Origin of the sequence: Pseudonocardia sp. P1, from assembly GCF_000178675.2 — a bacterium.
GTDB lineage: Bacteria > Actinomycetota > Actinomycetes > Mycobacteriales > Pseudonocardiaceae > Pseudonocardia.
The window spans coordinates 105,577-130,034 of sequence record NZ_ADUJ02000002.1 but is presented as its reverse complement, the minus strand read 5'-3'; the positions used below and the strand labels follow the sequence as shown (position 1 = coordinate 130,034).

The following is a 24,458-nucleotide window of genomic DNA, read 5'->3' as shown; positions in this document are numbered from 1 at the left end:
GCCGTTCCTCACGAACGGAGTCATCACATGGGACGCCTCGACGGCAAGGTCGCCTTCGTGACCGGAGCCGCCCGCGGCCAGGGCCGCAGTCACGCCATCGAGCTCGCCCGCGAAGGCGCCGACGTCATCGCCGTGGATGTCGCACACGATCTCCCCGAGCTGGGGCTCGGCTATCCGATGGGCAGCGCCGAGGAGCTCGCCGAGACCGCCGCCGAGGTCGAAAAGCTCGACCGACGGATCGTGACCGCCGAGGTCGACGTCCGCGACGGAGCCGCGCTGAAGGTCGCGCTCGACAATGGGGTCGCCGAGTTGGGGCGCCTCGACATCGTCGCCGCCAACGCCGGGATCGCCGCCAACGCCGTGCCCGCCCACGAGATCACCGAGGACGCCTGGGAGCAGATGCTGGGCATCAACCTCACCGGCGTCTGGAAGACCTGTAAGGCGGCGGTGCCGCATATCGTGGCGGGCGGCCGGGGCGGGTCGATGATCCTCACCAGCTCGATGGCAGGCCTGCGCGGCTATCAGGGCATCGCCGCGTACAGCTCCGCCAAGCACGGTGTGGTCGGCCTGATGCGCGTCTTCGCCGCCGAGCTGGGCCAGCACTCGATCCGGGTCAACAGTGTCCACCCGACCCAGGTGGACACGCCGATGGTGATGAACGAGTCGACGTTCAAGATCTTCCGGCCCGATCTCGAGAACCCCACCCGGGAGGACTTCGAGCCCGCATCGGCCTCGATGCACGCGCTCCCCGTCCCGTGGGCCGATCCGCTTGACATCAGCCGTGCGCTGGTGTTCCTGGCCTCCGACGACGCCAGGCTGATCACGGGCGTGCCATTGCCGATCGACGCCGGCCTGCTGGTCAAGTAGGTCGCGAGCGGGGGTGGTCGGCTCGACCGGCCACCCCCGCCCCGCTCCCCTGTCTAGACCTTCTCGAAGTGCGAGATGTCGAGGATCTCGCCCGTGCGCTCCTCGGCCCACACCGCACGCACCCGGGTCCCCGGAGGGAGCTGGGACTGCACGGCATCCGGATCGGACAGATCTAGTCCGCGCACGTAGTGCATCAGCAGGGTGCTCGCACCGTCGAGGCGGATCCCGGCGATCGCGTACGGCGGAGTCGGTCCACCCCGGAAGCTCTGCCACGCGACGGTGAACGCCTCGACCGACCCCTCCGGCGGGAGCTCTGACCACTCATCGGTGCGGACGAAGCACGCCTCGCAGTACGCCTGGGGCGGCACGAAGACCCGCGAGCACTCCGGGCAACCGTTAGCGAGGATCTTCTTCTCGGTGAGCCCCTGCATGAAGCGGCCCCAGGTGGCGCCCAGGTGGACGTCGTAGTTCAGGTCCCAGTGGACCCGCTGTGTGGTGATCGTGGACGACTCGGTCATGACCGCTCCTGCCTCTCCAGAATGGCGAGGTTCTCGAACTGGAAGAAGGTGCCACCGGTGCCGTGCGCGAGACCTCGACGCGCCCCGGCCACCTGCATCTCCCCCGGGGCGTCGCCCATGAGCTGCAGGGCGACGTAGACGTAAGGGGCGAGCTCGCCGGCGACGCCGGCGTTCGTGCACAGCGGGCCGCCGGACAGGTTGACCGGCAGGTCGCCGTCGATCCGTGTGGCACCGGACCGGATGAGCTCGATCCCGCCCCCGGGCTCGGAGAATCCCAACGCCTCGAGCTGCATGGGCTGCATCGGGGCGTACGGCGAGAACACCTCTGCGACGTCGATCTCCGAGCGAGGGTCACGTACGTCGGCGAGCTGGTACACCCGGTGAGCGAGGATCGCGAGGTTCTCCATCGCAGCGAAGTCGTTCTTGCCCCCGCCGAGGTAGGGATCGCTGCTGGTCGCCATGGCCCGGATGAGCACCGGAGTGGGGTGCAGGTCGGCCGCGCCGTCCTCCGAGCTGATCAACAAGGCGTTCGCCGAGGTCGAGACCGGGCAGACCATCGCCATCGTCATCGGCCACGACAGCGGCTTGGCCTCGACGACGTCGTCCACGGTCAGGGTGTTGCGCAGGTGGGCGTACGGGTTCCGCGAGGCGTGTTCGTGGTCCTGCACAGCCGACACCGCGAAGTCGCGCACGGTTGCTCCGAACCGCTCACTGTAGGCACTCGGATAGAACGCCCCCATGTGGTAAGCGCCCATGCCCAAGGGCTGCTCGACGATCATCGGGGAGTTGGTGTTGATCGCCGCTTGCAGATCCTCGGCGCCGAAGAACGTCGGTCCACCGATGCACAGCACGCGGCTACGGTCCCCGGATCGCACCTGGCGGGCGGCCACCTGCATCAGGTTGCCCCCGGTGGTGCCACCCGTGTTCAGGATCGACACCGGGAGCTGTGTACCCAGGCCGAGCCGCCGGACAAGGTGCTTGGCGCCCAGGACGGTCCCCTCGAAACCGTCGATATTGCCGATCACGATGCCGTCCAAGGACGACGGTGACGCACCTGAATGCTCGAGCGCGTTCCACACCGCCTCCTGGACGAGTTCCAGCGACGACGACGTCTGTTTCCGCGGAGAGGTCGCCGGAGTGATGCCGACCCCCGCGATCACCGCTCGCCTGGCCATCAGACTCCCTCCACCACGAGAACGGTCGCGGTGTCCGCGACGGTGCCGGTGAGCAGGTCGGTCGAGTGGGAGACGGCCGAACCGCCGTGCTCCTCCAGCCACGTCGTGGCCTCGAACAGGCGCAGAGCGCCATTCGCGACACCGGGAAAGCAGCTCGCCGCCCCGCCCGACGGCGCGACCCTCGCCTGGCTCTTGTCCAGGCCCAGCGCCTCGACCGTCGGCCGGAGCAGCGCCGGTGTGGCCGCGGTGAGCTCGGCTGCCGCGATCTGCTGACCGGCGTCGGTGACACCGGCCCGCCGGTAGGCCTCCGCAGCAGCGCTGCGGGTCGCCACCGCCGGATCGCTCAGCCACAGGCCACTCGCCGTGGTGTCCGACGTGCCCTGTCCCCATCCGGTGATCACGGCGCGGGGGTGCAGCGCACGGCGGGCTCGGGCCAGCGAACCGAGGACCACTGCAACGGCACCGGTAGCCTCGGCCGGGAGCATGAGCTCGCGGAGTAGACCGTTGACCGGCGCAGACCCGGCGACCTCTGCGGCGGTGGCCGCCCCGCGAACAGCGCGGGGTCCGCCCGCGCCACGAGTGATCGCCTCAGCGGCCAGCTCCGACAGCTCGTCGACCGTCAGCTCCCCCGACGCCACGGCGTGCCCGGCGTGCATACCCAGCACGGTCTCGGCCGAGAGCCCGACCGGTCGGTCGAAGTGGGGCTCGAACCCATGGTTCGAGATCTGCTGCAGGAAGGCACGCCGATCAGGGGCCGACACCTCCGGGTTGTAGACACCGACCGCGACGACCAGGTCGGCGTCGCCGGCCGCGATCGTCTGCGCGCCGGCGACAAGTGCCTGTCCCGCGTCGCCCTCCAACCGGTAGGACTGCGCGAGGTAGCCGCCGGATGCGGCGTTCGTCAGGCCGCTGGAGATGCTGCGGCCGTCATAGATGTCGAGCGAGGCGGTCACCGACAGCCCGATCTCCTGCTTGCGCACCCCGGCCTCGCGCAGGGCCCGGGATACGGCGTCGAAGACGAGCTCGTCGAGGACTGCGTCGGACTCGGGTACGAGCGGCGTCGCGGCGAGGCCCAGGACGGGAATCGGATCGACCGACGCCGACGACGGGTTCAGTCCGGTCACATCGACACCCCCCCGTCGACGGGCAGTACGACGCCGGTCACGTATGCGGCCTGCTCGGAGGCCAGGAAGCCGATCGCCGGAGCCATCTCCGAGGGGTCGGCGAACCGCCCCAGAGGCACGGTCGCCGTCATCTCCGCCAGCCGGTCAGCGGGGATGGCCGCCACCATGGCCGTGGATGCGTTCGGCGAGATCGCGTTGACCGTGATCCCGAAGCGGGCGACCTCCTTGGCGACGGACTTGGTGAAGGCGATGATCCCGCCCTTGGCGGCGGCGTAGTTCGCCTGGCCCACGTTGCCGTGCATCCCGGTGTAGGACGTGACGTTGATGATGCGTCCGTTACCGGCCTTGCGCATGTGCGGAACCACCGCACGAGTCACCGCGAAGGTGCCGCCCAGGTGGACATCGAGGACCGACTTCCACTGCTCGTCGGTCATCTTCCACACCACGGTGTCGCGGGTGATGCCGGCATTGTTGACCACCACGTCGATCCCGCCGGTGGACTCGACCACCGCGTCGACCGCTTCGGCCACGGCTGCCGTATCAGCCACGTCGAGGGCGAAGGTATGGACGCCGTCGTGACCGCTCCAGGCGGTCTTGAGCTGCGACTCGTCGCGATCGAGGATCGCCAGCGCCGCGCCGGCCTCGGCGAAGTACCGGGCGATCTCGAGCCCGATCCCCTGGGCCCCGCCGGTGACCAGGACGGTCACACCCGAGAAGTCCGCAGAGAGTGTTCCCGCGGCCATCAGAGGCGCTCGACGATGGTGGCGTTGGCCATGCCGCCGCCCTCGCACATAGTCTGCAGCCCGTAGCGCCCGCCGGTGGCCTCCAGGTGGTTGACCATCGTGGCCAGCAGCCGGACCCCGGATGCTCCGAGCGCGTGGCCCAGCGCGATGGCGCCACCACGCGGGTTGAGCTTCTCGGGATCGGCCTGCAGCTCGTGCTGCCACGCGAGTGGCACCGGCGCGAACGCCTCGTTGACCTCGTAGGCGTCGATGTCGGCGATCCCGAGTCCGGCGCGGGCCAGAACCTTCTGGGTCGCCGGGATCACGCCGGTCAGCATGAACAGCGGATCGCTCCCGGTCACCGCGAACTCGTGGAACCGGGCCCGCGGGCGCAGCCCGAGCTGGGCGGCCCGCTCCTCGCTCATGATCAGCGCGGCGGAGGCGGCGTCGGTCAGCGGCGAGGAGTTCCCCGGGGTGATGCTCCAGTTGATCTCCGGGAACCGAGCCTTCAGCGCCTCGTCCGCGAACGACGGCTTGAGCCCTCCCAGCCCGTCCGCGGTCGTCGAGGCGCGCAGCGTCTGGTCGGTGTCGTGGACCTGCCCGTCCACCGTGATCGGCACGATCTCGTTGCCGAACCCGCCCGCGGCGGCCACTGCCGCAGCCCTCGCGTGCGAGCGAGCGGAGTACTCGTCGAGGGTCTCGCGGTCCAGCTTCCACTTCGCCGCGATCAGCTCTGCGGAGACCCCCTGGCCGACCAGGCCTTCCGGGTACCGGGCCTTCAGCGGACCGGTCGGGTCCTGGTCGACCGAGCTGTACCCCATCGGCACGCGGCTCATCGACTCGACGCCGCACGCGATGGCGACGTCGTAGGCGCCGGCCATCACACCCTGGGCGGCGAAGTGCACAGCCTGCTGACTCGAACCGCACTGCCGGTCCACGGTGGTTCCGGGAACGCTCTCCGGAATCCCGGCCGCCAGCACCGCGTTACGCGCCACGTTCAGCGTCTGGTCTCCCGCCTGGGACACACAGCCGGCGATCACGTCGTCGATTCCGTCCGGGTCGATGCCCGTCCGCTCGAGAAGCGCCTTGAGCGTGTCGGCGAGCAGATCCACGGGGTGAACCCCCGAGAGGGCTCCGCCCGGCTTGCCCTTGCCGGCCGCCGTGCGCACGACGTCGACGACGACTGCTGACCTCGGTGAGTTCATCGAGCCACTGCTCCGTTCGGTGTTGCCCGTCATGAAGGGGGCCGGGCCGCGCCCTGCGGCAGGCGGCCCGGCCCCCGGTCCTCCCCGACGCTAGGCAGCGGTCCCGGCCGGGGGTTGTCGCAAGGCGCTACAGCCTCAGTCCGGCGGTGCCGGGTTGAAGGTCGACAGCACGAGATGCCCGCTGTCGACCGGCATCTCGATCCCGGTGATGCGAGACGACTCGTCACTGGCGAGGAACACGACGGCACCGCTGATGTCCTCGGGCCGCATCAGTCCGCCGAAGGCGTGCCAGTGCCGGGCGGCGACCTCGTGCTCCTCACGGGTGCCGCCCGGGTGGCCGCTGGTCATGTCCCAGGCCCCCTGCCAGTTCGTCATGTTCGTGTCGACGAAGCCGGGCATGATCGCGTTCACACGGACTCCGTGCGGTGCGAACTCCATCGCGGCCGACTTCATGAGGCCGATCGCCCCGTGCTTGGACGCCGTGTAGTGCGCCGAGCCTGCTTGCGCCTCGACACCGTTCACCGACGAGGTGATCACGATGGAGCCACGGCGGCGATCGATCAGGTGTGGAGCGACGGCCTTCAGGGTCTTCCAGACCGCCGTCAGGTTGGTGTCGACCGTGTCCTGCCAGGTCTGCTCGGACAGCTCCCAGAGCGGTCCCCTGGTCCAGATCCCGTGGTTGATCGCCACGATGTCGATGCCGCCGAACTCGCTGATCGCTTCCGCGACCACCCCGTCGAGCTGGGCCTGGTCACGGGCGTCGACCTTGCGACCGATGATGCGTCGGTCCAGTGCCTCGACCTGCTCGACGGTCTCCTTGAGGTCGTCGGGTGTCGCGAGGCCGTAGGGAACGCTGCCGATCTCGTCGCAGATGTCGACCGCGACGATCTCTGCACCCTCGCGGGCCATTGCCAGTGCGTGCGATCGTCCCTGGCCACGCGCAGCCCCGGTGATCAGGGCGACCTTGCCCTCGAGGCGCGCCATCAGCGTGCTCCTGCCCGCTCGGCCTCGAACCGGGCCTGCGCCTCGGCCTGCCCCGCGCTGGTCGCCTTGGCGCCGGCGCCGTCGCTGGCCACGGTCTGGTCGTACCCCCGCTGGCGTCGTTCCTTGGACCCGGAGAAGACCGGCATGACCTGCTCAGCGATCAGCTCCAGGCTGCGGATGCTGGCCGGGAAGTTGGCCCACTCGCCGTGCAGGATCAGCAGCTTGCCGAACCCGCCGGAGGCCTCCTGCATCCGCTTGATCTGCTCGATGGCCATGTCCGGCGTACCGACGACCCCGAAGCCGGTGCTGTTCATGCCGTCGATCAGCGTGTCGACGTCATCGACCTGGGCCAGGCCGGGAGTGATGTGCGCCAGGTAGTTCATCAGATACAGCAGGCCGTGCCGGGCGTTCTCCCGGGCCTCGGCCTCGGTCTCGGCAATGTGCATCGGGCAGGTGAGGCGCCAGTTTCGGCGGTCGACCGTCTTGCCGTGCTCGGCAGCGAGCTCCTCGACAATCCCCCAGTGCTGCTTCAGGGCGGCCGAACCCTCGGGGCTGGTCGCAGCCAGCGACAGGAGTCCGGCTCCGTACCGTCCGGCCAACTTGGGGCCGGTCGGCGAGACCGTCGCGGTAACCGCCTTGTGGATCTCCTCCGAGTACGGCGGGAGCTGAAGGTATGCCTGGTCGAGCTCGTACCAGTCGGTCTTCTCCGTCACCGTCTCCCCGGCCAACAGCCGGTCGATGACGTCGAAGGACTCCTCCATCTTGCGACGGTTGTCGATGGCGTCGAGACCGATCGAGCGCGAGTCGTCGACCAGCTGGCCCGGGCCCGCTCCGAACAGGAAGCGACCACGGGTCAGGTGGTCCAGCTGCACGATCCGGTCGGCCAGCATGAACGGGTGGTGGTAGGGGAGCGACATCACGCCGCTGCCGAGCTTGATCCTCGAGGTCCGCTCGGCCGCTGCGGCGATGAAGAGCAGCGGGTCCGCCACGATCTCCACTCCGCCGGAGTGGTGCTCGCCGATCCAGAACTCCGAGTACCCGAGTCGATCCATTGCGACCGCGGTCTCGATGTCCTGCTGGATGGCGATGGTGGCGTCGGTGTCCACCCGGTGCCACGGCGCGAGAAAGGCGCCGAACTCGAGGGGAGTCTGCTCCATGGTGTTGGCCTCCGGATCGATGGTGCGGAGGCCGTTCCCATCCGAGTTCCGGATCGACTCCGGCTCGCGACACCTCCGCGTGTGCGCAGCAGAACCTAGGGACGCGTCGGGCTCGCGAGGTGTCGCATTCCGCTACAGCGACGGACGCACGGGCTCCAGCCGGGGACGGCGCCTGCGACTGTTGCGAATTGCGACAATGTTCGTGCTCGCAGACCTCTATGTTTCGCCGTACATCGGTCAGACCCTCGAACCGATGAGGTCACGGCATCCGCCGATGACCCCAGAACGACGCCCGGCAGCGCGCTCCCCGTCTGCGCCGGGCGCGAACCCCTCGCCCTGAGCGTCACCGGGCCGGGGACGTTGCCGGTGGCTCGGGCCGTCCTCCGCCAAGCGCCGTCGGCGCGGGGTTCCCGACTCAAGGACGGACATGTCCCTCAGCTCGATCAGACCCCGTTCGATGCGTGCCGCTGTCGTCGCAGCGACCATCGCGTTGGCGCTGCCCGCCGTGTTCGCAGGCGTTGCCAACGCGCTCCCGACACCTGCCCCGGGTCCCGGCACCGTGCACGAGTACCCGCTGCCCCCCGGATCCTCGCCGGCCGACATGAAGCCAGGCCCGGACGGGGCGATGTACTGGACCGAGCTCACCGGCAATCACATCGGCAGGATCGACCCGGACACCAAGGAGATCACCCGGTACCCGGTGCCCACACCGGCCTGCGTCCCGTACGCCATCAACGGCGGCCCCGGTGACGCGATGTGGTTCTCCGCCGTGGGATGCGACAGCATCGGCCGACTCGATCTAGAGACCAAGAAGATCGAGCTGTGGCGTATCCCGGGGATCAGGGCCTACGCCGCCGACCTCAAGATCGGCCCCGACGGGGGGATCTGGTTCACCGAGACCGTCGGCAACAAGATCAGCCGCTTCGACCCGCAGACCCACGAGTTCGAGCAGTACCCGCTGCCAGACCTCGGAGCCGTGCCGATGGACCTGGCCATCGTCGACGACACCTACGTCTACTTCTCCGAACAGGGCGCGAACAAGCTGGGCCGGATCGACGTCGACACGCACGAGATCGAGACGTTCCCCTACCCGACACCGGCATCCCAGGTTCTCGACATCGACCCCGGCCCGGGCGGTGACGGCACCGTCTGGTTCGCACAGATCGCAGGCAACAAGGTCGGCTGGTTCGACCCGGAGACCAGCCAGATGACCGAGATCGCAGTCCCGAGCCCGCTGTCGGGGCCGTTCACGATCGCCGAGGGCGCCGATGGCGCCATGTACTTCACCGAGATCACCGGTGGCCGTGTGGGTCGCGTCGACCCGCAGACCCACGAGGTCACCGAGGTGCCGCTGCCGGCCCTCGTCAGCGCCCCCGGCGACATCGCCTGCGAGAAGGAGGCGTCGGACAGGTCGCAGTTCGCGCCGTGTGAGCCCGGCGGATCCCTGTGGTTCACCGAGGTCGGCGGTTCACAGGTCGGCGAGCTCGAGCTCTGACAGAGCCGATGCCGTCACGTCAGTCCCCTCGGCCCAGGACACGGTTCAGGGCCGGGGGGACGTCGCGATGTCGACCGACCGGGACCAGTAGTCCATGTCCCATCCGCGCCAGGTCGCTTCCGAGCGGCAAGTCGTGCTCACCGTCGATCTCCAGCAGAACGTTGAGCTCCGGCATCCGGCGTGCGATCTCTCGGGGGTCCGGTCCGGCGTTGTGCACGGCGTCGCTCAGCAGAACCACCGACCGACGGTTCGCAGCTGATCGAGCCATCTCGGTGCGGGCGACGGAGAGCCCGAACCCGACATTCGTCAGTCCGCGAGCCGGCACCCGCAGCAGGGTGTCCATGATCTCCGACGGCGACGCGGACCGGTCCAGCGGCTTGATCACCGCAGCGTCGGACCAGAAGGCGACGACCGCCAGCTGATCGGTAGGGCCGCAGAGTTCTGCCGACAGCGCTCCGACGGTCGCAGCGGCGATACGTGCCTTCTCCCCGCGCATCGACCCGGAGAGGTCGACGACCAGGGTCACCACACGCCGGCTCGACATCCGTTCACGGACGACGATGTCGCCCGGTTCAGGATGTGGGCGTCCGGCGAGCGCCTCCATCGTCCGTTCGAGGTCGATGTCGTCCGAGCTGTACGCGAACGGCACCGGCACGAGCGGCCCAGAACCCCGCGAGGCACGCGCGCTGCGGCGCCGGCGCCGGACCGTCAGCCGTTCGGCGATCACACGAGCCATCGACGCCACCTCGGGGTCGGGCACCGCGTCCTCGAGGAGCTCGGCCAGATCCCCGCGCTTCGCGGTCTGCCTGGTGACCAGGGCACCCTGCCCACCAACGGGCTGACCCTCGTTGGTCCCGTCCCGGTCGTGTGCGAGTTCGGCGACAACGGGAACGCCGGGGCCGGCCGCGAACAGTTTCGGCGCGGTGTCGAGCTGCTTGGGCCTGCGCCGCAGAGGCGTGAGCCCCCGTCGCTCCCCGCTCTCGGCGGTGGGCAGCGCGACGGGATTCGGGACGTTCAGGCGATGTGGTCCCGGCGCTGCCTGCCGGGGGCCGAGAAAAAATGGTTCTCCCATATCTCGGTGATGACCTGCTCGGGAGACGCGTCGCTGGCCTCGTCCAGCCCGATACGCGCGGACAACGCGAGCAGAGCCGCATCGAGAACGTCGCGTTCGTAGGAAGAATCCGTGGTCATCGCCTGCAACCGCACTGCGATGGAGGCGAGATCGATCGCTCCACGGACCGAGGCGCCTCTTCGCAGCTCTGGGTGCGTCCGCGTCGACCTCGTGAGCGCGACCGCGTCGGCGACCAATCCCGGAGTCGGGCACTTGCTGCGGCGGGTCACGATCGTCTGCTCGTCGGCGGCGGACTGATAGCCGATCGCAAGCCGGTTCCAACGGTCGTATACCGAGTCCGAGACCCGCGCAGTGCCGATGTTGTCGAAGGGGTTCATCGACGCCAGCACGCGGAACGTATCTCTGCCGCGGAAGGTACCCACCCGGGGGACGGTCACCGCTCGCTCCGCCATCGCCCCGAGCAGCACGTTCATCGTGTCCTCCGGCGCACGATTGAGCTCTTCGATGTAGAGGAACCCCCCTGACCGCATTGCCTCGACCAACGGGCCCGCGACGAAGTTGTCGCTCCGGTACCCCTCCTGCATCACCCGCGCCGGATCGTGGTGCCCCACCAATCTGGCCGGAGTGAGCTCGGCGTTGCCCTCGACGAGCACGAACGGCACGTCCCACACCGCGGTGATGGAACGCAACAGTGTGGACTTGGAGGTTCCGGGCGGTCCTTCCAGAAGGACGTCACAACCGGCCGACACAGCGGCCAGGATCAGCCTCAGCTCGTGCTCCCGCCCCACGACGGTCGCCTCGAGAGCCGCGGACGCGCCGGCAGGGTCCAGGTCGAGGTGCTCCATGCGGCCTCCGGATGAACGTACGACTACTCGTCACGCAGGAGGCGACCACACCGGTGCGTCGTCGGGTTGTCCGACTTCGCTACAGCGCGCACTGCCGGTGTCCGGCGAGCACATGACCCGATCTGCGACAACCGAGCCAGGACAGCCTCGGCCACGATCACCGGACCGTCGCTTCCGTCCCGAGGAGAGGAAACCGTGCGCGTATTCACCGACCTGGCCGAGATCCGTGCTGCCCGCGGAGAGACACTGGGGACATCGGACTGGCTGAGCGTCGAGCAGCAGCACATCGACGGCTTCGCCGAGGCCACGGGTGACCGCCAGTGGATCCACGTCGACCCGGCACGGGCCGCGGACGGACCGTTCGGCACGACGATCGCCCACGGCTTCCTGACGTTGTCTCTTCTCCCCGTGCTTGCCGCGTCCGCGTACCGGATCGAGAACGTCGGTATGGCGGTGAACTACGGCCTCAACCGAGTCCGGTTCACCGCGCCGGTCCCGGTGGGCAGCCGTGTTCGAGCCACCGCCGAGCTCGTCGGCGACGAGGACACAAAGGACGGCGCTGTCCAGCTGTCGACGAGTTTCGCAGTGGAGTTGGAAGGTTCCGAACGGCCCGCTGTGGTCGCCGAGTGGCTTGTCCGCTACTACGCGTGAGAGAAAAGGACGACATGCCGGATCAGACGACAGCGACGTCGAACGTCGACACCGCACGCCGCCACGGTCGGACGAGCGATGCTCTGCGCAGGCTCCTCGACGCAGTGACCGCCGCGTCGGCGGACGACCAGCTACTCGACGAAGCGGAGGCTGCGCTGACTGCCCTTGCAGTCCGATTCGAACAGGACGCCGCCTCGATCGCGGACCAGGTCGTGGGCCGGATCGACGCGCTCGACGACCGCGGGCAGTTCCTCGTCCCCGTCTTCAACCGTCGGTCCGAGACCGACGATCGCGTATCGGGGACCGTCCGCTTCGGTCGCTTCCATCACGGCTTGGACGGAACGGTCCACGGCGGGGCCCTCGCCCTGTTCCTCGAGGAAATCCTCGGAACTCTCGCTGTCCGGGCGCGGACGACCGCGCGGACAGCGTTTCTGCACGTCGACTACCGCAGCGGAACCCCGATCGATCGGGACCTGAACGTCGAGGCCTGGTACGAGCTGGAGGATGGCCGCAAGCGATTCCTGCGCGCGAGCGTGCACGACGGCGAGACACTCTGTGCCGAAGCGCAGGCGCTCTGCGTCGCCCTGCGACAGACCTGATCTCTGTTCCACTTCGGGCACCGGATTCGTCCCGCCCAGGCGATGAGGTCGATCGGGAGTCCGACCGGGGCAAGACTCGACATCACCACGAGCCGCGGCCGGATCGGCTCGACAGCAGGGTTGGAATCGTCTGCAGAGTGAGCATGTACGACTGCGCCGAGGCACTTGTTCCCCGATGCTGCTGCGTAGCCACGTGACCTTACGTGCGCCCCACTCGCTTTCATCACTGTGATCCTCTGGAGTTCCCTTGACCAGACCCGGCACCGCGGCCCCACACTCCGCATTCCTCACCGCCTGCGCGGCAGACGCCGAGGACTCCTCGCCCGGAAGCCGGAGCCATCGCAGAGTGGCCGCACTACTCGGGCAGGTCCTCTCGGAGCTCAGATATCCGGCTCAACGTTGGCAGATCCTCGCCGAGGCCGAACACTGGGGAGTGTCGCCGGCACTGCGGTTCCGGCTGACCGGTCTCCCCGAACGGCGATACGTAGAACTGTCCGACGTGCTTACCGCGCTCACGCCCCAATCATCTCCGCGCGCGCAGACGGAAACCCTCGCGGTGCTACGCGAACTACGAGCCCGGCGATGACAACGTCGGACACAGTCTCATCACGTCAGCCACCCCTCTGCCCGACACCGGCCCCTGCCCGCGAGGCCCCCGCTCTGACCGAGCGAGCGTCCCAGAACACGACGGAGGTTCGAGCCACCACACTGGGCTGGCGGGACGGCAACCGGGTCGGTATCCGGTCCGCATGGCGAGGTAGAAGACAGGCAACGTGCCAGAGACGCCCCGCGAGCAGGCCCCGGGCGTCCTGCGCCCTGGACCGCTCAGAGATCCACCTACGCATCCTCAGCTTCGTCCGCGATGAGCCCAGTCTCGCCTCACTGACCGCTCTACTACTCGTTCGGCATCGGCTATACCCATCAGAGCCCACAAGTTTGGGGGGGTTCGAGGCCGGCTGCCAGCGAGAGTCGGGCGTGGTCGCGGCCCCGGTTGCCCTACGGTCGCCTGGTGATATGGACTCCATGCCGTGCCGCCTCGTGGGCCCCAGCCGGCCGTCGACACAGAGAGAGACAGGTCACCCACGTCCTGCACCATCTGACGGCGCTGCTCAGACCACAGCAGTAGTGACGTGCGCACCGGCCGCGCCCGCCCGGCCCTCGCCGGTTCGACCTGCGGGTGACGGGAGTTTCCGAGCAGCTCACGGTCCTCGTGCGAGGTGACCGGCGCTGGTGGGTCATTCAGCCCGGACGCCTCCCGTCGTACCGAGGCTGGAGTCGCTGCCTCGATGCCTCTCCTCGATTGCCCTGACCTTCAAGCGTGCGATGGATCCTCACCAGGGAACGCCGCCGATGGTCGATTTCGTCATCCAGCCGTCCTCACCGTCATCTCACCCGCAGGATGTGATCCACCCGAAGTCTTCCCTGGACCCCCGTGGCGAGACACTGCTACGGTGCAACTATTAGACCATTATTCGCGTAGGTTCGGGCGATGACGGCCTACAGCTGAGGTGCAGGGTCATCCACAGGCGCGACGACCCTTAGGGCCAAGCAGACCTCGCAGACGCTCAAGCACGGAAGGCTCCTCGATGCCCCGTTCGGCAGCCGGCATCACGCAACCGGCGATCGTGACTGACATCGAGCGTGGCCAGCTCCGTTCCTTCGCGCATGCGATCGGTGAGACCGACCCGATCTATGTCGACGTCGAGTCTGCACGAAAGGCCGGCCACCCGGACCTGCCGGCGCCACTGACGTTCCTGTTCGGCGCCGGACTCGACAGGCGGAACGGTTTCGGTTGGCTTGCCGACCTCGGCATCGACCTACGTCTGGTACTGCACGGGTCTCAGAGGTTCTGCTACCACTCGATCGCCTACGCGGGACAGGTACTGCACTTCGTCCCGAAGGTCGTCGATTCCTACGAGAAGAAGGGCGGGACTCTGCGCTTTCTTGTGAGGGAGACCATCGTGACTCGGGCGGACGGATCGGCTGTGGCCGACCTGCAGGAGACCGTCGCGGTTCGGGAGATCGAGACATGAGGGCCGAGCCGGCTCGGGTCTTCGTCGGCCTTGAACTCCCTCCCCTGGAGATCGCGCCTATCACCCGCACCACGCTGGCCCTCTTCGGACCTGCGTCGGGAGATCTCAACCCGATTCATCTCGATCTGGACGTGGCTCGCTCGGTCGGACTCGACGACGTGTTCGCTCACGGCATGCTGTCGATGGCGTTCCTCGGGCGATTTCTCACCGAGTGGTTCGACCAACGCCTGATCCGGACATACTTCGTGCGATTCGTCGCCATCACACCGGTTCACGCCCGGCCGACCTGTTCGGGCCGTGTCACCTTGATCGACCTCGTCGAGGGAGAGCGGCGAGCCACTCTCGAACTCACCGTCACTCTGGATGACGGCACCGTAACGCTGAGAGGCGAAGCAGTCGTGGCCGTCCCGAGCGCGTGATGAGCGCCGGCCATACGTCGCGCGGCCACCACCATGCACCGCGGATGACCTCCCACCTCCGCTGCCTGTTGCCGCCGACGGGAGCCCGCACACTTGCTCTGTCACCGGAAGGACCGCTGCCGACGGCCAACCGACACGCGCGGACGACGAAGTCCAACTGGCTCACAGAACTCGATGTTCCCTGACGGATCAAGGGAACACCGCTCGACCACCGAGCGACTCCCGATCGCGCTCGCGACCGGCGATGAGGTCGCCAGGCCGGCCGATGCCGACGCGGTACGTGGAGCGCGCGTTCTGGCGGTTGTTCGCCCAGGGCAGGCGGACCGAGCAGGCTGCGCCGGAGATCGGCGTGTCGACACCGGTCGTGACTCGCTTATTTCGCCACGCTGGCAGGATGCCGCCGTGAGCCTGGCCGAGCCCGACGGTCGCACTCTGTTGTTCGCCGAACGCGAGGAGATCGCCGTGCTGCAGGCCCCGACCCGCCGCAGGCGGTAAGGAGCAAGGCTGTGGCGCCGACTGCGGCCGGGCCAGCAGGCGCCCACGGCGTCGTGAGCGGAGGGTGGTCCTCGGATGTTCTCTTGTCGAGGGGCCGCGGCCGCGGGTCACCGAGGGGGTGGGTCAGATCTGGGGGCCGACGCGCTTCGCGCCGAGCAGGACGTAGACAACGAGAGCGGGCTCGTCGGACCGGTTGATCCAGGCGTGCCGGGTGCCGCGTTGCATGACGAAGCTCCCTGCCGGGAGAACCTGCTCGTCGCCGTCGTCGAGCACCAGACTGATCTGTCCCTCGACCACGAAGCCGTAGTCGATGGTGTCGGTGGTGTGGAAAGCCGCGTCCGCGGGGTCGGCGGCATGCTTCTCGAACAGCCCCGGGAACTTCTCCTCGGCGTCGGCGCGCATCGCCTCCAGCGCCTCCGGGCTGGTCTCGCCGCCGGCCCCCGCGCCCTGCCCGGCCGCCTTGTTCGGCGCGAAGCGGACGGCGATGAGGCGGGAACCGCCGGGGCCGGGGAAGAACGGCTTCTGCACCGGCTCGTCGTTGGCGCCGACGGTCATCTCGCCGTCCTCGGTGCCCCAGACGAGCCAGTAGGTGGCACCGGGGTAGAGGTCGGCGGTCACGGGCGGGACGATCCCGGAGTCGACGAAGGTGGACTTGCCCGTGGAGGTGTAGCCGGCGATGGCGCGGCGGATGTTCTCGATCATCAGAGATCCTCTCGGAGACTCGTGCGTGGAGCCGCCCGCCAGATCAGCGGGGTAGCGGGGATTGCGACGACCAACGTGGTCCGCGGTCAGAGACTCGCCGCGGTGGCGTCCATGGCCTCGGCGAAGAAGGGCTGGTGGGAGAGCATGCCGCCGTCCACCGTGATGGTCTGCGCCGTGATGTAGCGCGAAGCGGAGGACCCGAGGAAGCAGACGAGCTCGGCGATGTCGTCCGGGCCGCCCGCGTACGGCAGCAGCACGTGCCGCAGCAGCTTCGAGGGTCCGTCGCCGTCCGCGTGCAGGGCGGCGGACTGCGCGGTCTGGATCAGGCCCGGGCGGATGGCGTTGCAGCGCACGCCCTGCTTGCCGTAGGCGGTGGCGACGTACTTGGTGAGCGCCTCGACTCCGGCCTTCGACGCGCCGTAGGCGGCGAGGTCGTGCGCACCCGCGATGGCGCGGGTGGAGGACATGTTCACGATGGAGCCGCCACCCGCCGCCACAAGGTGCGGGACCGCGTACTTGCATCCCAGCATGACGCCGCGCAGGTTCAGCTCGAGGATGCGGTCCCAGTGGTCCGGGTCGATCTCGACCGCGGCACCGTCACCCGGGTAGAGGTGTGTGCCCGCGGCGTTGTTGTGCACGATGTCGAGCCGCCCGTAGCGTGCCACCGCCGCGTCGAACGCGGCGACGAAGGACTCGGGCACCCGCGCGTCGAGCTCTGTGAAGACTGCCTCCCCGCCCGCGGCCCGAATGCGATCGACGACCGCCTCCCCGGCGGCGGGCACGATGTCGGCCACCACGACCATGGCCCCGCGCGCCGCCAACAGCTCGGCGGTACGCGAGCCGATCCCACCACCGGCTCCCGTCACCACGGCGACGAGCCCACTCACACCACTCAACTGGACCTCCGCATTGAGGCGCCCCGAACGTGCGGGCGAGAATATTACAGCCGAAATTGGAGCCAAATGTGTCAGGGGGGCACGGGACTGTCAAGACCCCAGGTGCCCTACCCGGCGGAGCCGGGCGGTGTCCGCCCCGTCGACAGGTCGGACACCCCGCGCCGAGAGCACGTCGCCGAGCTGGGCGACGGGGTCTCCGCCCGCGAATCGAAGGACGACGTGCCGAGCCCCGGCCGCCGCATAGCGCTCGACGTGCTCGGCGACGGTGTCCGCGGTCCCGGCGCAGTGGTCCTCCAGCACGCGGATCGCGTCCCACGGCGCGCGGTAGTAGGCCTCCTGGGCCAACTGCATGCGCTCCCGGGCCACGGCGGGGTCCTCGTCGACGGCGACGGTCAGGTACACCGCCGGGTACACCGGCCGCCCGGGCGCCGCGCTCGTCACCGCGGCCAGGCCCTCGGCGTAGATCTCCGGCGACCGACCCGTCGGGATCCAGCCGTCGCCCTCCTCGCCCGTCAGGGCGAGCGCGCGGGGCCCGCGTGTCCCCCACCAGACGGGTGGGCCCCCCGGACGGGCGGGCTTGGGCCTCATGTCGACGTTGCGGAAGGCCCAGCGCCCGCCCGCCACCTCCACGGGACCGTCGTCGGTCCACAGCGCCCGGCAGACCCGCATGACCTCGTGCAGGCGTCCGAGCCGGTCCTCGAACGGCAGGCCGAGGGCGGCGAACTCCTTGCGCGCGGGACCGTAGGACGGGCCTGGGCCGACGCCGAGGACGACGCGGCCACCGGAGAGCGCGTCGACCGTCGCCACCCCGCGCGCGAGCAGCAGCGGGTTCCACATCGGGGCGACCAGCACCCCAGTGCCGAGCACGACGGTCTCGGTCGACACGGCGAGCGCGGCGAGCATGGTCAACGGGTCGAAGCGCGGCCGGGCGAAGAGCGAGTCCCCCACCCAGACCGACGACGCCCCGAGCCGCTCGGCGGCCACCGCGGCGGCCACGACGCCCCGCGCGTCCCCGGTCTCGGCGAACTCGCGCGAGGGCAGAACGATCCCCAGCGTGCTCGGGGGCAGCGGGTCGGCGGTGATCATCGGGTCACCTCGTCCGCGAAGGCTCCGATCGCCTTCGTCACGTCGTCGGGATGGCTGAGGTTGGCCGCGTGCGGCGCCCCGTCGACGAGGACGAGCCCGCGGCAGTCGGCCACCCCGTCGGCCAGCGCCCGGGCTCGTTCGACCGGGGTCGAGGCGTCCGCGGTGCCGTGCACGACGAGCACGGGGGTCCGGATCTCGGGCAGCCGCTCGTGCATGTCCTCGCGCTCGATCAGCGCTCGGACGAAATCCCGCGGCCGGGTGCGTTCGAGCGCGCGCCACTTCGCCTTCCACGGGTCCGCGTCGACGCCGTCGCCCAGGATCAGGTCGGCCAGCCAGTCGATCGTTTCGTCGTCGGGTCCGTGGACCGCCCACTCGTCGGCCAGCGCCTCGAACCTCGGGGCGCCGTCGCCGACCAGCGTGCCGGCCTGGGTGTCCAGCAGGACGATCCCGCTGAATCGGTCCGGGGCGAGCAGCGCAGCGCGTTGGGCCATCAGCCCGCCCTGGCTCATGCCCACGTGGACCACCCGGTCCAGATCCAGCGCGTCCATCAGCTGTAACAGGTCCCGCGCGGACTGCCAGTAGGTGAACGGGCCCCGGGACACGGTGTCGCCGTGGCCGCGCGCGTCCCACGAGACACAGCGATGGCGGTGGGCGAGCCGCTCCACCTGGGGAGCGAACATGTCGCGGTCCATGAACAGGCCGTGGCTGAAGACGATCGCGGGCGCCCCCTCCCCGACGTCGTCGAAGGCCAGGATCGGCCCCACGGGCAGGCTCACAGTCTGCATCCGGGACCTCATTCGATCGCCCGGTGGGCGCGCAGCGTGGCGATCTCGGCCGGTCCGAGCCCCAGCACCTCGGTCAGGACCACGTCGGTGTGCTGGCCGAGGGACGGTGCGGGTCCCATGGCGCGGAATCCGTGCCCGTCCACCTTCCAGGGCACGGTCACCACCGTCTGCTCACCGAGCCACGGGTGGTCGGTCACCGTGCCGACCTCACGCGCCATGGCCCGTTCGCCGAACAGCGCAGTCTCGTAGCCGACGACGGCACCGGCGGGCACGCCGCGGCGCTGCAGCTCGTCGGCCGCTTCCACATCGGCATGACCGGCGGCCCAGGCCGTTACCGCCTCCGTCAGGCCCGGATCGTCGTCCGTGACGCCGACGAGATCGGCGACCGCCCGCAGTTCCCGCGGCGTCCGCGCCGCGAGCGACACCCACGTGTCCTCGTCCCGGCAGGCGAACGTGCCGTACGGGGCGAACCGCCGGTGCCCGTTGCCCGGCACCGGGACGGAACCGGCTGTCTCCCACTCCAGGATCGGCCCCGGCAGGACGCTGAGCAGCGCCTCGACCTGCGAGAGGTCGACGTAGGACCCCCGCCCGGTTCGCTGTCGTCCGACGAGCGCCGCGAGCAGTGCGGCCAGGGCGTGCCCGGCGCCGTTGGGGTCGCCGAGGGCGGGGTTGTAGGTGCCGATGAGGTGGGCCGGGTCGTACCCGACCACCGAGTCGAGCCCGGCGAGCCCCGACATCACAGGGGCGTAGCCGCGGATGCCGCTCAGCGGCCCGCTCTGCCCGAGCATCGACATCGAGATCATCACCAGTCCGGGGTTGTGCTGGGCCAGCGACTCGTAGTCGAACCCCTTCCGGCTCAGCGCACCGGGGCGCATGTTCTCGACCAGGACGTCGACCTCGGCCGCCAGCCTGCCGATCAGCTCGGCGCCCTCGGGCGAGCCCATGTCGATGGCCAGACTGCGCTTGCCGTGGTTCATCTGGTTGAAGTAGGGGGTGACCTCGAGCTCGGGGCCCTCGACCGGCATCCCGCCGCGCAGTGCGCGACCGCGCAGCCGGGCCGGGTCCGCCCGCTCACGGTGCTCCACCTTCAGCACGTCCGCACCGAGGTCGCGCAGGGCGGCCGTGACCATCGGGCCCGACCAGACCCACGACAGGTCCAGCACCCGCAGGCCGGCCAGGGGCTGCTTGCGGCCGGTATCCGCGGCGGGCCAGCCCGACGTCCGGGCCGGGCCCGGCGTCGGGGATTCGAACACCTGGAAGGGGCTGCCCGCGCGGCGGCGACCGGACGAGTCGCGGCTGAAGAAGCCGCGGTGCGCGAACTGCTCCTGGTCCAGGGCCTCGCCGATCGTCGAGACCGGAGCGACCGGGAACCCGTGCTCGCTGCCCGCGGCGAAGACCTCCGCGCGGGTCCGGGCGGTGGTCCAGGCGATCAGGTAGGGGTCGGCCTCGTCGGCGTGGAACCGGGCGACGACCCGCGAGTCCTCGAACCCGGGCTGGCGCGCCCACTGCGGGTCACCGAGGGCCTCGATCAGCCCGCGGTACTCGCGCTGGGTGCGGCACATGATCGAGACCCACCCGTCCCGGCACGGGAACATCGCGGCCGGGTACGACCCGCCCGACTCCGTGGCCCGCGCGCCGTCGCGGCGCCAGGGCCGCTCGTAGGGCAGGAAGTTCGCGCCGATCTGCCCGACGTAGTACGAGAGGACGTCCGTGGTCGTCACGTCCCAGCGACTGCCCGCCTCCCCCGTCCCAACGGCCGCCAGCATGAGGGCCAGCCCCGAGGCGGCGGCCGCCTCCGTGCCGGTCAGGAAGTCCGGCAGGTCGTAGGGGAGGGTCAGCGGTGGCCCGTCCGGGGAGCCGATCCCCCAGGACATACCCGACGCGGCCGTGGCCACGATCGGCGCGCACGGCACCGCGGTCCCGTCGGCCAGGCCGGTCCGCAGACCGGCGATGTCGACGACGGGGGTGGTCTCCGGGCAGGCGGCGAGGACCTCGCGGGTCAGCGCGACGACCGCACCGTCGGCGGCGTCGTCCTCGCGCGAGTCGACCACCACGAGGTCGCACCGCGCGGCGACCGCGCGCAGCACCTCCAGATCCTCCGTCGGGACCACGCGCTTGCCCTCGTGGAGGACGGACTCGAGAGTTGCGCCGAGCGCCTCGGCGACGTCCGCCACCAGCGGTACCGCGGCACGCACCACCGACGCTCCCAGCAGGTGCAGCAGCCGGGCGCAGTACGCCCCGCTCGGCCTGCCGCTGATCTCGAGCACCTCGAGCCCCGCCAGCGGCCCTGCCGCGGGGTCGACCCGTGTCAACATCGACGCTCCGCTCAGTAGCTGCGCGGGAGCCCGAGGCTCCGCTCAGCGATGTAGTTCAGCACCATCTGGTTGTTGATCGGCGCCACCCGCTGCAGCCGGGACTCGATCCAGTACCGCCCGATGTGGTACTCGCGGGCGTAGGAGTAGCCGCCGAAGACCTGCATGGCGTCGTCCGCGGCGCCGAAGCCGGCCTCGCTGGAGAGGTACTTCGCGGCGTTGGCGAGCGTGCCGACCGCGCCGCCGCCCTTCTCCTGGTACTCGTCGACGGCCTTGTAGACGACCTCGGCCGCGGCCAGCAGGCGCAGGTAGCTCGCCGCGAGAGGGTGCTGCACGGCCTGGTTCTTGCCGATCTGGCGACCGAAGACCACCCGTTCCTCGGCATAGCGGGTCGCGGCCTCGATCGACCAGCGGCCGAGCCCGATCGCCTCGGCAGAGATCAGCAGGCGCTCGCCGTTGAGGCTGTGCAGCAGGTGGTAGAAGCCCTGCCCCACCTCGCCGACGACCTCGGCCGGGGTCACCTGGTGGTCGTGGAAGAACACCTCGGCGGTGGCCACGGCGTTGCGGCCGATCTTGGGGATCTCCCGGATGTCGACGGTGTCCCTGTTCAGGTCGGTGAGGAACAGGGTCAGCCCGTTGCCCCGCCGCTCCCCCTCGGCCGGCTCCGATGTCCGCGCCAGCAGCAGGATCTTGTCGCCGCGGAGCGAGCCCGAGTTCCAGACCTTCGTTCCGTTGATCACCCAGCCGTCGTCGGTGGGGGTGGCCCGGGTGGAGATGCGGGTCGTGTCGGTGCCGGCGTCGGGCTCGGTCACCCCGAACGTCACGAAGAGCTCACCGGAGGCGACCTTGGGCAGGATCTCGGCACACTGCTCGCGGGACCCGAAGGCCAGAAGGCTCGGGATGCACAGCATCGGAATGTGCACCGAGCTGCAGGCGTTGAGCGCTCCGCCGGAGGCGGCGAGCTCCTCGAGCACCGCGACCTGGTCGAGCATCTCGCCGCCGCCGCCGCCGTACTCCTCCGGGACCAGCACGCCGAGGTAGCCGGCGTCCGCAAAGGCTTGGAAGAACTCTTCAGGGAAGCGGTGCTCCCGGTCGCAGGCCTCCCAGTACTCGAGATCGAACTTCGAGCACAGCGCGGAGACGGCGGCGCGGAGCTCCTTCCTCTTCGCCTGGTGGGGGAACGGGACGACGCTCATCTTCTTCTCCTCGTGATGATCGGTCCGGCCGTGGTCGGCTCTAGCGACCGGTCCATACGGGTGCGCGCTTCTCGGTGAAGGCGCGTGGGCCCTCGAGCGCGTCGTCGCTGGTGTAGACGTGCTCGTAGAGCCAGTTGGCGGACTGGACGGCCTGGCTCTGCCCGACCTCGGTGCTCAGCTCGACGGTCCGCTTGGCGGCCTGCACGCTGAGCGGTGCGTTCTCGGCGATCGTCGAGGCCATCGCGACGGCGGCCTCGAGCAGGTCCTCCCCGGGCACGACGGCGTTGACGAGCCCGGCCTCGTAGGCCCGCCGCGCAGTGACCGGCTCGCCGGTCAGCAGCAGCTCCATCATGATCCGCTTCGGCAGCATCGAGATCAGCGGAGCGGCCCAGGGCGCTCCCCGGCCGCGCTTGACCTCGGTGATGCCGAACGTGGCCTCCTCGGCAGCCACACACAGGTCGCAGTCCTGAGCCAGCCGGAAGCCGCCCGCGAGGGCGAACCCGTTGACGGCCGCGATGACCGGCTTGACGGTCCGTCCCCTGCTCCCCAGGAGCAGGCCCCACTCCTCGGGCGGAATGGTCAGGGCGCTCTCGGCCATCTCCTTGAGGTCTCCCCCGGCGCAGAACGCGGGCCCCTCGCCGGTCAGCACCGCGCAGCGCAGCTCGGGAGCGGCGTCGAACAGGTCGAAGGCCTCCCGCAGTCCCTGTCGGAGGGCGAAGTTCAGCGCGTTCCGCTGTCGAGGCCGGTTCATCCGGACCACGAGGACGTGGCCGCGGCGCTCGGTCAGGACCACGTCCTGCTGGGTGCCGATCCCCTTGTCGACTGCGGTCATCCGCGCTTGCCCCTCGACGCCTGGTAGCGGGCGGTCGCCTCGGCCTGGGACCGCGCGGTGGTCTCGGCACCCAGGGTGCCCGAGCTCAGGACGCGGTCGACGGCCGCCTCGACCGGAGCGAGCTGACCGTTCATCCGTGGGATGACCTCCTCAGCGAACAGCTCGTAACTGCGCAGGGTGTTCGGGAAGCGGGCGTAGTCCGAGCCCTGGAACAGATAAGTGCCGAAGCCACCGGACTTCTCCTGCAGGCGCGTCAGCTGCTCGACGGCCATCTCCGGGGTGCCGATGACGCCGCGGCCGGACTCGTTGAGGGCGTCGACGAGCTCGTCCACCGTGTCGAAGGTGCCCAGGGCGGTCGGGGTGATGTGGGACAGGTAGTCCTGCAGCCACTTCAGGCCGTAGGCCACGTCCTTCTTGGCCTGCTCGACGGTCTCGGCGATGTACATCGGGCCGAGAAGCCGCCAGTTGTCGCGGCTCGGACTGTGGCCGTTAGCCATCGACTCCTCCTCGACGATGTCCCAGTGGCCGGCGAGGCGCTCGATGCCCGTCGGGTCGGTCGCGGCGAGGGAGAGCAGGCTGGTGCCGTACCTGCCTGCCAGGGCCGGTCCGGTCGCCGAGACGGCGCCGGTCACTGCGATCTCGAAGTTCGAGTACTTCGGCAGCTGGAGCACCGCATCCTGCAGCGTGAACCACTCGGTCTTCGCGGTCACGGTCTCGCCCGCGAACAGCCGGAGGATGACCTCGAGGGACTCCTGCATCCGGGCACGCTGGGTCGAGGGCTCGATGCCGAGCATCGTCGCGTCCTCGAGCAGCTGGCCCGGGCCGACGCCGAACATCATCCTGCCGCGGGTGAGGTGGTCGAGCTGGATGATCCGGTCCGCCAGGACGAACGGCTGGTGGTAGGGCAGTGAGGCGACGCCGGTGCCGAGCTTGAGGGTGGTCGTGTGCTGCGCGGCAGCGGCGATCATCACCTCGGGAGAGGCGATGGTCTCGACACCGCCGGAATGGTGCTCGCCGAACCAGATCTCGTCGAAGCCGATCCTGTCGAGGTGAGCGGCCAGCTCCAGGTCCCGCCGCATCGCCAGGTTCGGGTTGACACCCAGGCGGTGGTATGGGCCCTGAAACACACCGAAACGCATGCGACGGGGTTCTGCGGTCATTCCTCAAGTCCTCCTTTGGACGAGCCGGTGCCGAGGAGAGCGGATACCGGGGCCAGAGCGAGCCAGGCTCTCCCGCAGCGGCGACACACCTAGTGCACCAGATTGGAGCCAATACAGTCAATAATGTC

24 protein-coding genes and 1 pseudogene are annotated in these 24,458 nt (G+C 69.7%); 8 read left to right on the top strand and 17 right to left on the bottom strand.

What is annotated here, in order from left to right:
• Positions 1-27: 27 nt before the first annotated feature.
• The gene (locus tag PP1_RS30045; RefSeq protein WP_010230760.1) at positions 28-867 is read left to right on the top strand and encodes a mycofactocin-coupled SDR family oxidoreductase; all 840 of its coding nucleotides are present in this window, start codon (positions 28-30) and stop codon (positions 865-867) included.
• 53 nt (positions 868-920) lie between these two features.
• On the opposite strand, the gene PP1_RS30040 is transcribed toward PP1_RS30045, so the two are convergent.
• From PP1_RS30040 to PP1_RS30010, 7 genes are all read right to left on the bottom strand, one after another.
• Positions 921-1,385 carry a Zn-ribbon domain-containing OB-fold protein gene (locus PP1_RS30040; RefSeq protein WP_010230759.1) on the bottom strand — a complete coding sequence of 155 codons (465 nt, stop codon included), beginning with the start codon at positions 1,383-1,385 and terminating at the stop codon, positions 921-923.
• Positions 1,382-2,560, bottom strand: coding sequence for a thiolase family protein (locus PP1_RS30035; RefSeq protein ID WP_029239571.1), 1,179 nt, complete (start codon positions 2,558-2,560; stop codon positions 1,382-1,384). The genes PP1_RS30040 and PP1_RS30035 overlap by 4 nt, the downstream gene beginning before the upstream one ends.
• Positions 2,560-3,684 carry a hypothetical protein gene (locus PP1_RS30030; RefSeq protein ID WP_010230755.1) on the bottom strand — a complete coding sequence of 375 codons (1,125 nt, stop codon included), beginning with the start codon at positions 3,682-3,684 and terminating at the stop codon, positions 2,560-2,562. The genes PP1_RS30035 and PP1_RS30030 overlap by 1 nt, the downstream gene beginning before the upstream one ends.
• Positions 3,681-4,391 carry an SDR family oxidoreductase gene (locus PP1_RS30025; RefSeq protein ID WP_010230754.1) on the bottom strand — a complete coding sequence of 237 codons (711 nt, stop codon included), beginning with the start codon at positions 4,389-4,391 and terminating at the stop codon, positions 3,681-3,683. Before PP1_RS30025 ends, PP1_RS30030 begins: the two co-directional genes overlap by 4 nt.
• A gap of 35 nt (positions 4,392-4,426) precedes the next feature.
• Positions 4,427-5,611: a thiolase family protein gene (locus tag PP1_RS30020; protein WP_029239569.1), complete on the bottom strand. Its 1,185-nt coding sequence runs from the start codon at positions 5,609-5,611 to the stop codon at positions 4,427-4,429.
• Positions 5,612-5,746: 135 nt separating this feature from the next.
• Entirely contained in the window at positions 5,747-6,595 is an 849-nt protein-coding gene (locus tag PP1_RS30015; RefSeq protein WP_010230752.1) for a mycofactocin-coupled SDR family oxidoreductase, read from the bottom strand.
• Positions 6,595-7,752, bottom strand: coding sequence for an LLM class flavin-dependent oxidoreductase (locus tag PP1_RS30010; RefSeq protein WP_010230751.1), 1,158 nt, complete (start codon positions 7,750-7,752; stop codon positions 6,595-6,597). The genes PP1_RS30015 and PP1_RS30010 overlap by 1 nt, the downstream gene beginning before the upstream one ends.
• Positions 7,753-8,209: 457 nt before the next feature.
• Between PP1_RS30010 and PP1_RS30005 the strand changes: the two genes are divergently transcribed.
• Positions 8,210-9,247, top strand: coding sequence for a Vgb family protein (locus PP1_RS30005; RefSeq protein ID WP_029239568.1), 1,038 nt, complete (start codon positions 8,210-8,212; stop codon positions 9,245-9,247).
• A gap of 19 nt (positions 9,248-9,266) precedes the next feature.
• On the opposite strand, the gene PP1_RS30000 is transcribed toward PP1_RS30005, so the two are convergent.
• Positions 9,267-9,983 carry a vWA domain-containing protein gene (locus PP1_RS30000; RefSeq protein ID WP_249266131.1) on the bottom strand — a complete coding sequence of 239 codons (717 nt, stop codon included), beginning with the start codon at positions 9,981-9,983 and terminating at the stop codon, positions 9,267-9,269.
• Positions 9,984-10,261: 278 nt separating this feature from the next.
• A complete protein-coding gene (locus tag PP1_RS29995) occupies positions 10,262-11,164 on the bottom strand; it encodes an AAA family ATPase (protein ID WP_010230748.1) in 903 nt (300 codons plus the stop codon).
• 195 nt (positions 11,165-11,359) lie between these two features.
• Here PP1_RS29995 and PP1_RS29990 point away from each other — a divergent pair, with 195 nt between their 5' ends.
• From PP1_RS29990 to PP1_RS29970, 6 genes and pseudogenes are all read left to right on the top strand, one after another.
• Positions 11,360-11,815: a MaoC family dehydratase gene (locus PP1_RS29990; protein WP_010230747.1), complete on the top strand. Its 456-nt coding sequence runs from the start codon at positions 11,360-11,362 to the stop codon at positions 11,813-11,815.
• Entirely contained in the window at positions 11,812-12,414 is a 603-nt protein-coding gene (locus PP1_RS29985) for a PaaI family thioesterase (protein WP_139324210.1), read from the top strand. The genes PP1_RS29990 and PP1_RS29985 overlap by 4 nt, the downstream gene beginning before the upstream one ends.
• Before the next feature lie 346 nt (positions 12,415-12,760).
• Positions 12,761-13,000 carry a DUF2795 domain-containing protein gene (locus tag PP1_RS31650; protein ID WP_157178963.1) on the top strand — a complete coding sequence of 80 codons (240 nt, stop codon included), beginning with the start codon at positions 12,761-12,763 and terminating at the stop codon, positions 12,998-13,000.
• A 1,000-nt stretch (positions 13,001-14,000) separates the two neighbouring features.
• Positions 14,001-14,447, top strand: a complete 447-nt coding sequence (locus PP1_RS29980) for a MaoC family dehydratase N-terminal domain-containing protein (protein WP_010230745.1) — start codon at positions 14,001-14,003, stop codon at positions 14,445-14,447.
• Complete coding sequence (locus tag PP1_RS29975; RefSeq protein WP_010230744.1) at positions 14,444-14,866, top strand: MaoC/PaaZ C-terminal domain-containing protein; 423 nt, start codon at positions 14,444-14,446, stop codon at positions 14,864-14,866. The genes PP1_RS29980 and PP1_RS29975 overlap by 4 nt, the downstream gene beginning before the upstream one ends.
• Positions 14,867-15,110: 244 nt before the next feature.
• Positions 15,111-15,340: pseudogene (locus tag PP1_RS29970) on the top strand (IS30 family transposase); the annotation flags it as partial.
• Positions 15,341-15,484: 144 nt separating this feature from the next.
• Here the strand turns inward: PP1_RS29970 and PP1_RS29965 are convergent.
• The 8 genes from PP1_RS29965 to PP1_RS29930 form a co-directional block, all read right to left on the bottom strand.
• A complete protein-coding gene (locus PP1_RS29965) occupies positions 15,485-16,063 on the bottom strand; it encodes a cupin domain-containing protein (RefSeq protein WP_010230738.1) in 579 nt (192 codons plus the stop codon).
• 86 nt (positions 16,064-16,149) lie between these two features.
• On the bottom strand, positions 16,150-16,950 hold the full coding sequence (locus PP1_RS29960) for an SDR family NAD(P)-dependent oxidoreductase (RefSeq protein ID WP_010230736.1): 801 nt from the start codon (positions 16,948-16,950) through the stop codon (positions 16,150-16,152).
• A 99-nt stretch (positions 16,951-17,049) separates the two neighbouring features.
• Positions 17,050-18,045, bottom strand: a complete 996-nt coding sequence (locus PP1_RS29955) for an LLM class flavin-dependent oxidoreductase (protein WP_075315322.1) — start codon at positions 18,043-18,045, stop codon at positions 17,050-17,052.
• Positions 18,042-18,830: an alpha/beta fold hydrolase gene (locus tag PP1_RS29950; RefSeq protein ID WP_086000692.1), complete on the bottom strand. Its 789-nt coding sequence runs from the start codon at positions 18,828-18,830 to the stop codon at positions 18,042-18,044. The genes PP1_RS29955 and PP1_RS29950 overlap by 4 nt, the downstream gene beginning before the upstream one ends.
• 8 nt (positions 18,831-18,838) lie before the next feature.
• On the bottom strand, positions 18,839-21,145 hold the full coding sequence (locus PP1_RS29945; RefSeq protein ID WP_010230729.1) for a CaiB/BaiF CoA-transferase family protein: 2,307 nt from the start codon (positions 21,143-21,145) through the stop codon (positions 18,839-18,841).
• 11 nt (positions 21,146-21,156) lie between these two features.
• Positions 21,157-22,338, bottom strand: a complete 1,182-nt coding sequence (locus PP1_RS29940) for an acyl-CoA dehydrogenase family protein (RefSeq protein ID WP_010230726.1) — start codon at positions 22,336-22,338, stop codon at positions 21,157-21,159.
• A 40-nt stretch (positions 22,339-22,378) separates the two neighbouring features.
• The gene (locus PP1_RS29935) at positions 22,379-23,170 is read right to left on the bottom strand and encodes an enoyl-CoA hydratase-related protein (RefSeq protein WP_010230724.1); all 792 of its coding nucleotides are present in this window, start codon (positions 23,168-23,170) and stop codon (positions 22,379-22,381) included.
• Positions 23,167-24,330, bottom strand: coding sequence for an LLM class flavin-dependent oxidoreductase (locus PP1_RS29930; RefSeq protein WP_029239563.1), 1,164 nt, complete (start codon positions 24,328-24,330; stop codon positions 23,167-23,169). The genes PP1_RS29935 and PP1_RS29930 overlap by 4 nt, the downstream gene beginning before the upstream one ends.
• Positions 24,331-24,458: the final 128 nt, after the last annotated feature.

Coding starts and splice junctions, on each gene's coding strand:
- PP1_RS30045 (WP_010230760.1), top strand. CDS start 28: ATGGGACGCCTCGACGGCAAGGTCGCCTTCGTGACCGGAGCCGCCCGC.
- PP1_RS30040 (WP_010230759.1), bottom strand. CDS start 1,385: ATGACCGAGTCGTCCACGATCACCACACAGCGGGTCCACTGGGACCTG.
- PP1_RS30035 (WP_029239571.1), bottom strand. CDS start 2,560: ATGGCCAGGCGAGCGGTGATCGCGGGGGTCGGCATCACTCCGGCGACC.
- PP1_RS30020 (WP_029239569.1), bottom strand. CDS start 5,611: ATGAACTCACCGAGGTCAGCAGTCGTCGTCGACGTCGTGCGCACGGCG.
- PP1_RS30015 (WP_010230752.1), bottom strand. CDS start 6,595: ATGGCGCGCCTCGAGGGCAAGGTCGCCCTGATCACCGGGGCTGCGCGT.
- PP1_RS30010 (WP_010230751.1), bottom strand. CDS start 7,752: ATGGAGCAGACTCCCCTCGAGTTCGGCGCCTTTCTCGCGCCGTGGCAC.
- PP1_RS30005 (WP_029239568.1), top strand. CDS start 8,210: ATGCGTGCCGCTGTCGTCGCAGCGACCATCGCGTTGGCGCTGCCCGCC.
- PP1_RS30000 (WP_249266131.1), bottom strand. CDS start 9,983: ATGGCTCGTGTGATCGCCGAACGGCTGACGGTCCGGCGCCGGCGCCGC.
- PP1_RS29995 (WP_010230748.1), bottom strand. CDS start 11,164: ATGGAGCACCTCGACCTGGACCCTGCCGGCGCGTCCGCGGCTCTCGAG.
- PP1_RS29980 (WP_010230745.1), top strand. CDS start 14,001: ATGCCCCGTTCGGCAGCCGGCATCACGCAACCGGCGATCGTGACTGAC.
- PP1_RS29975 (WP_010230744.1), top strand. CDS start 14,444: ATGAGGGCCGAGCCGGCTCGGGTCTTCGTCGGCCTTGAACTCCCTCCC.
- PP1_RS29965 (WP_010230738.1), bottom strand. CDS start 16,063: ATGATCGAGAACATCCGCCGCGCCATCGCCGGCTACACCTCCACGGGC.
- PP1_RS29955 (WP_075315322.1), bottom strand. CDS start 18,045: ATGATCACCGCCGACCCGCTGCCCCCGAGCACGCTGGGGATCGTTCTG.
- PP1_RS29950 (WP_086000692.1), bottom strand. CDS start 18,830: ATGCAGACTGTGAGCCTGCCCGTGGGGCCGATCCTGGCCTTCGACGAC.
- PP1_RS29945 (WP_010230729.1), bottom strand. CDS start 21,145: ATGTTGACACGGGTCGACCCCGCGGCAGGGCCGCTGGCGGGGCTCGAG.
- PP1_RS29940 (WP_010230726.1), bottom strand. CDS start 22,338: ATGAGCGTCGTCCCGTTCCCCCACCAGGCGAAGAGGAAGGAGCTCCGC.
- PP1_RS29935 (WP_010230724.1), bottom strand. CDS start 23,170: ATGACCGCAGTCGACAAGGGGATCGGCACCCAGCAGGACGTGGTCCTG.
- PP1_RS29930 (WP_029239563.1), bottom strand. CDS start 24,330: ATGACCGCAGAACCCCGTCGCATGCGTTTCGGTGTGTTTCAGGGCCCA.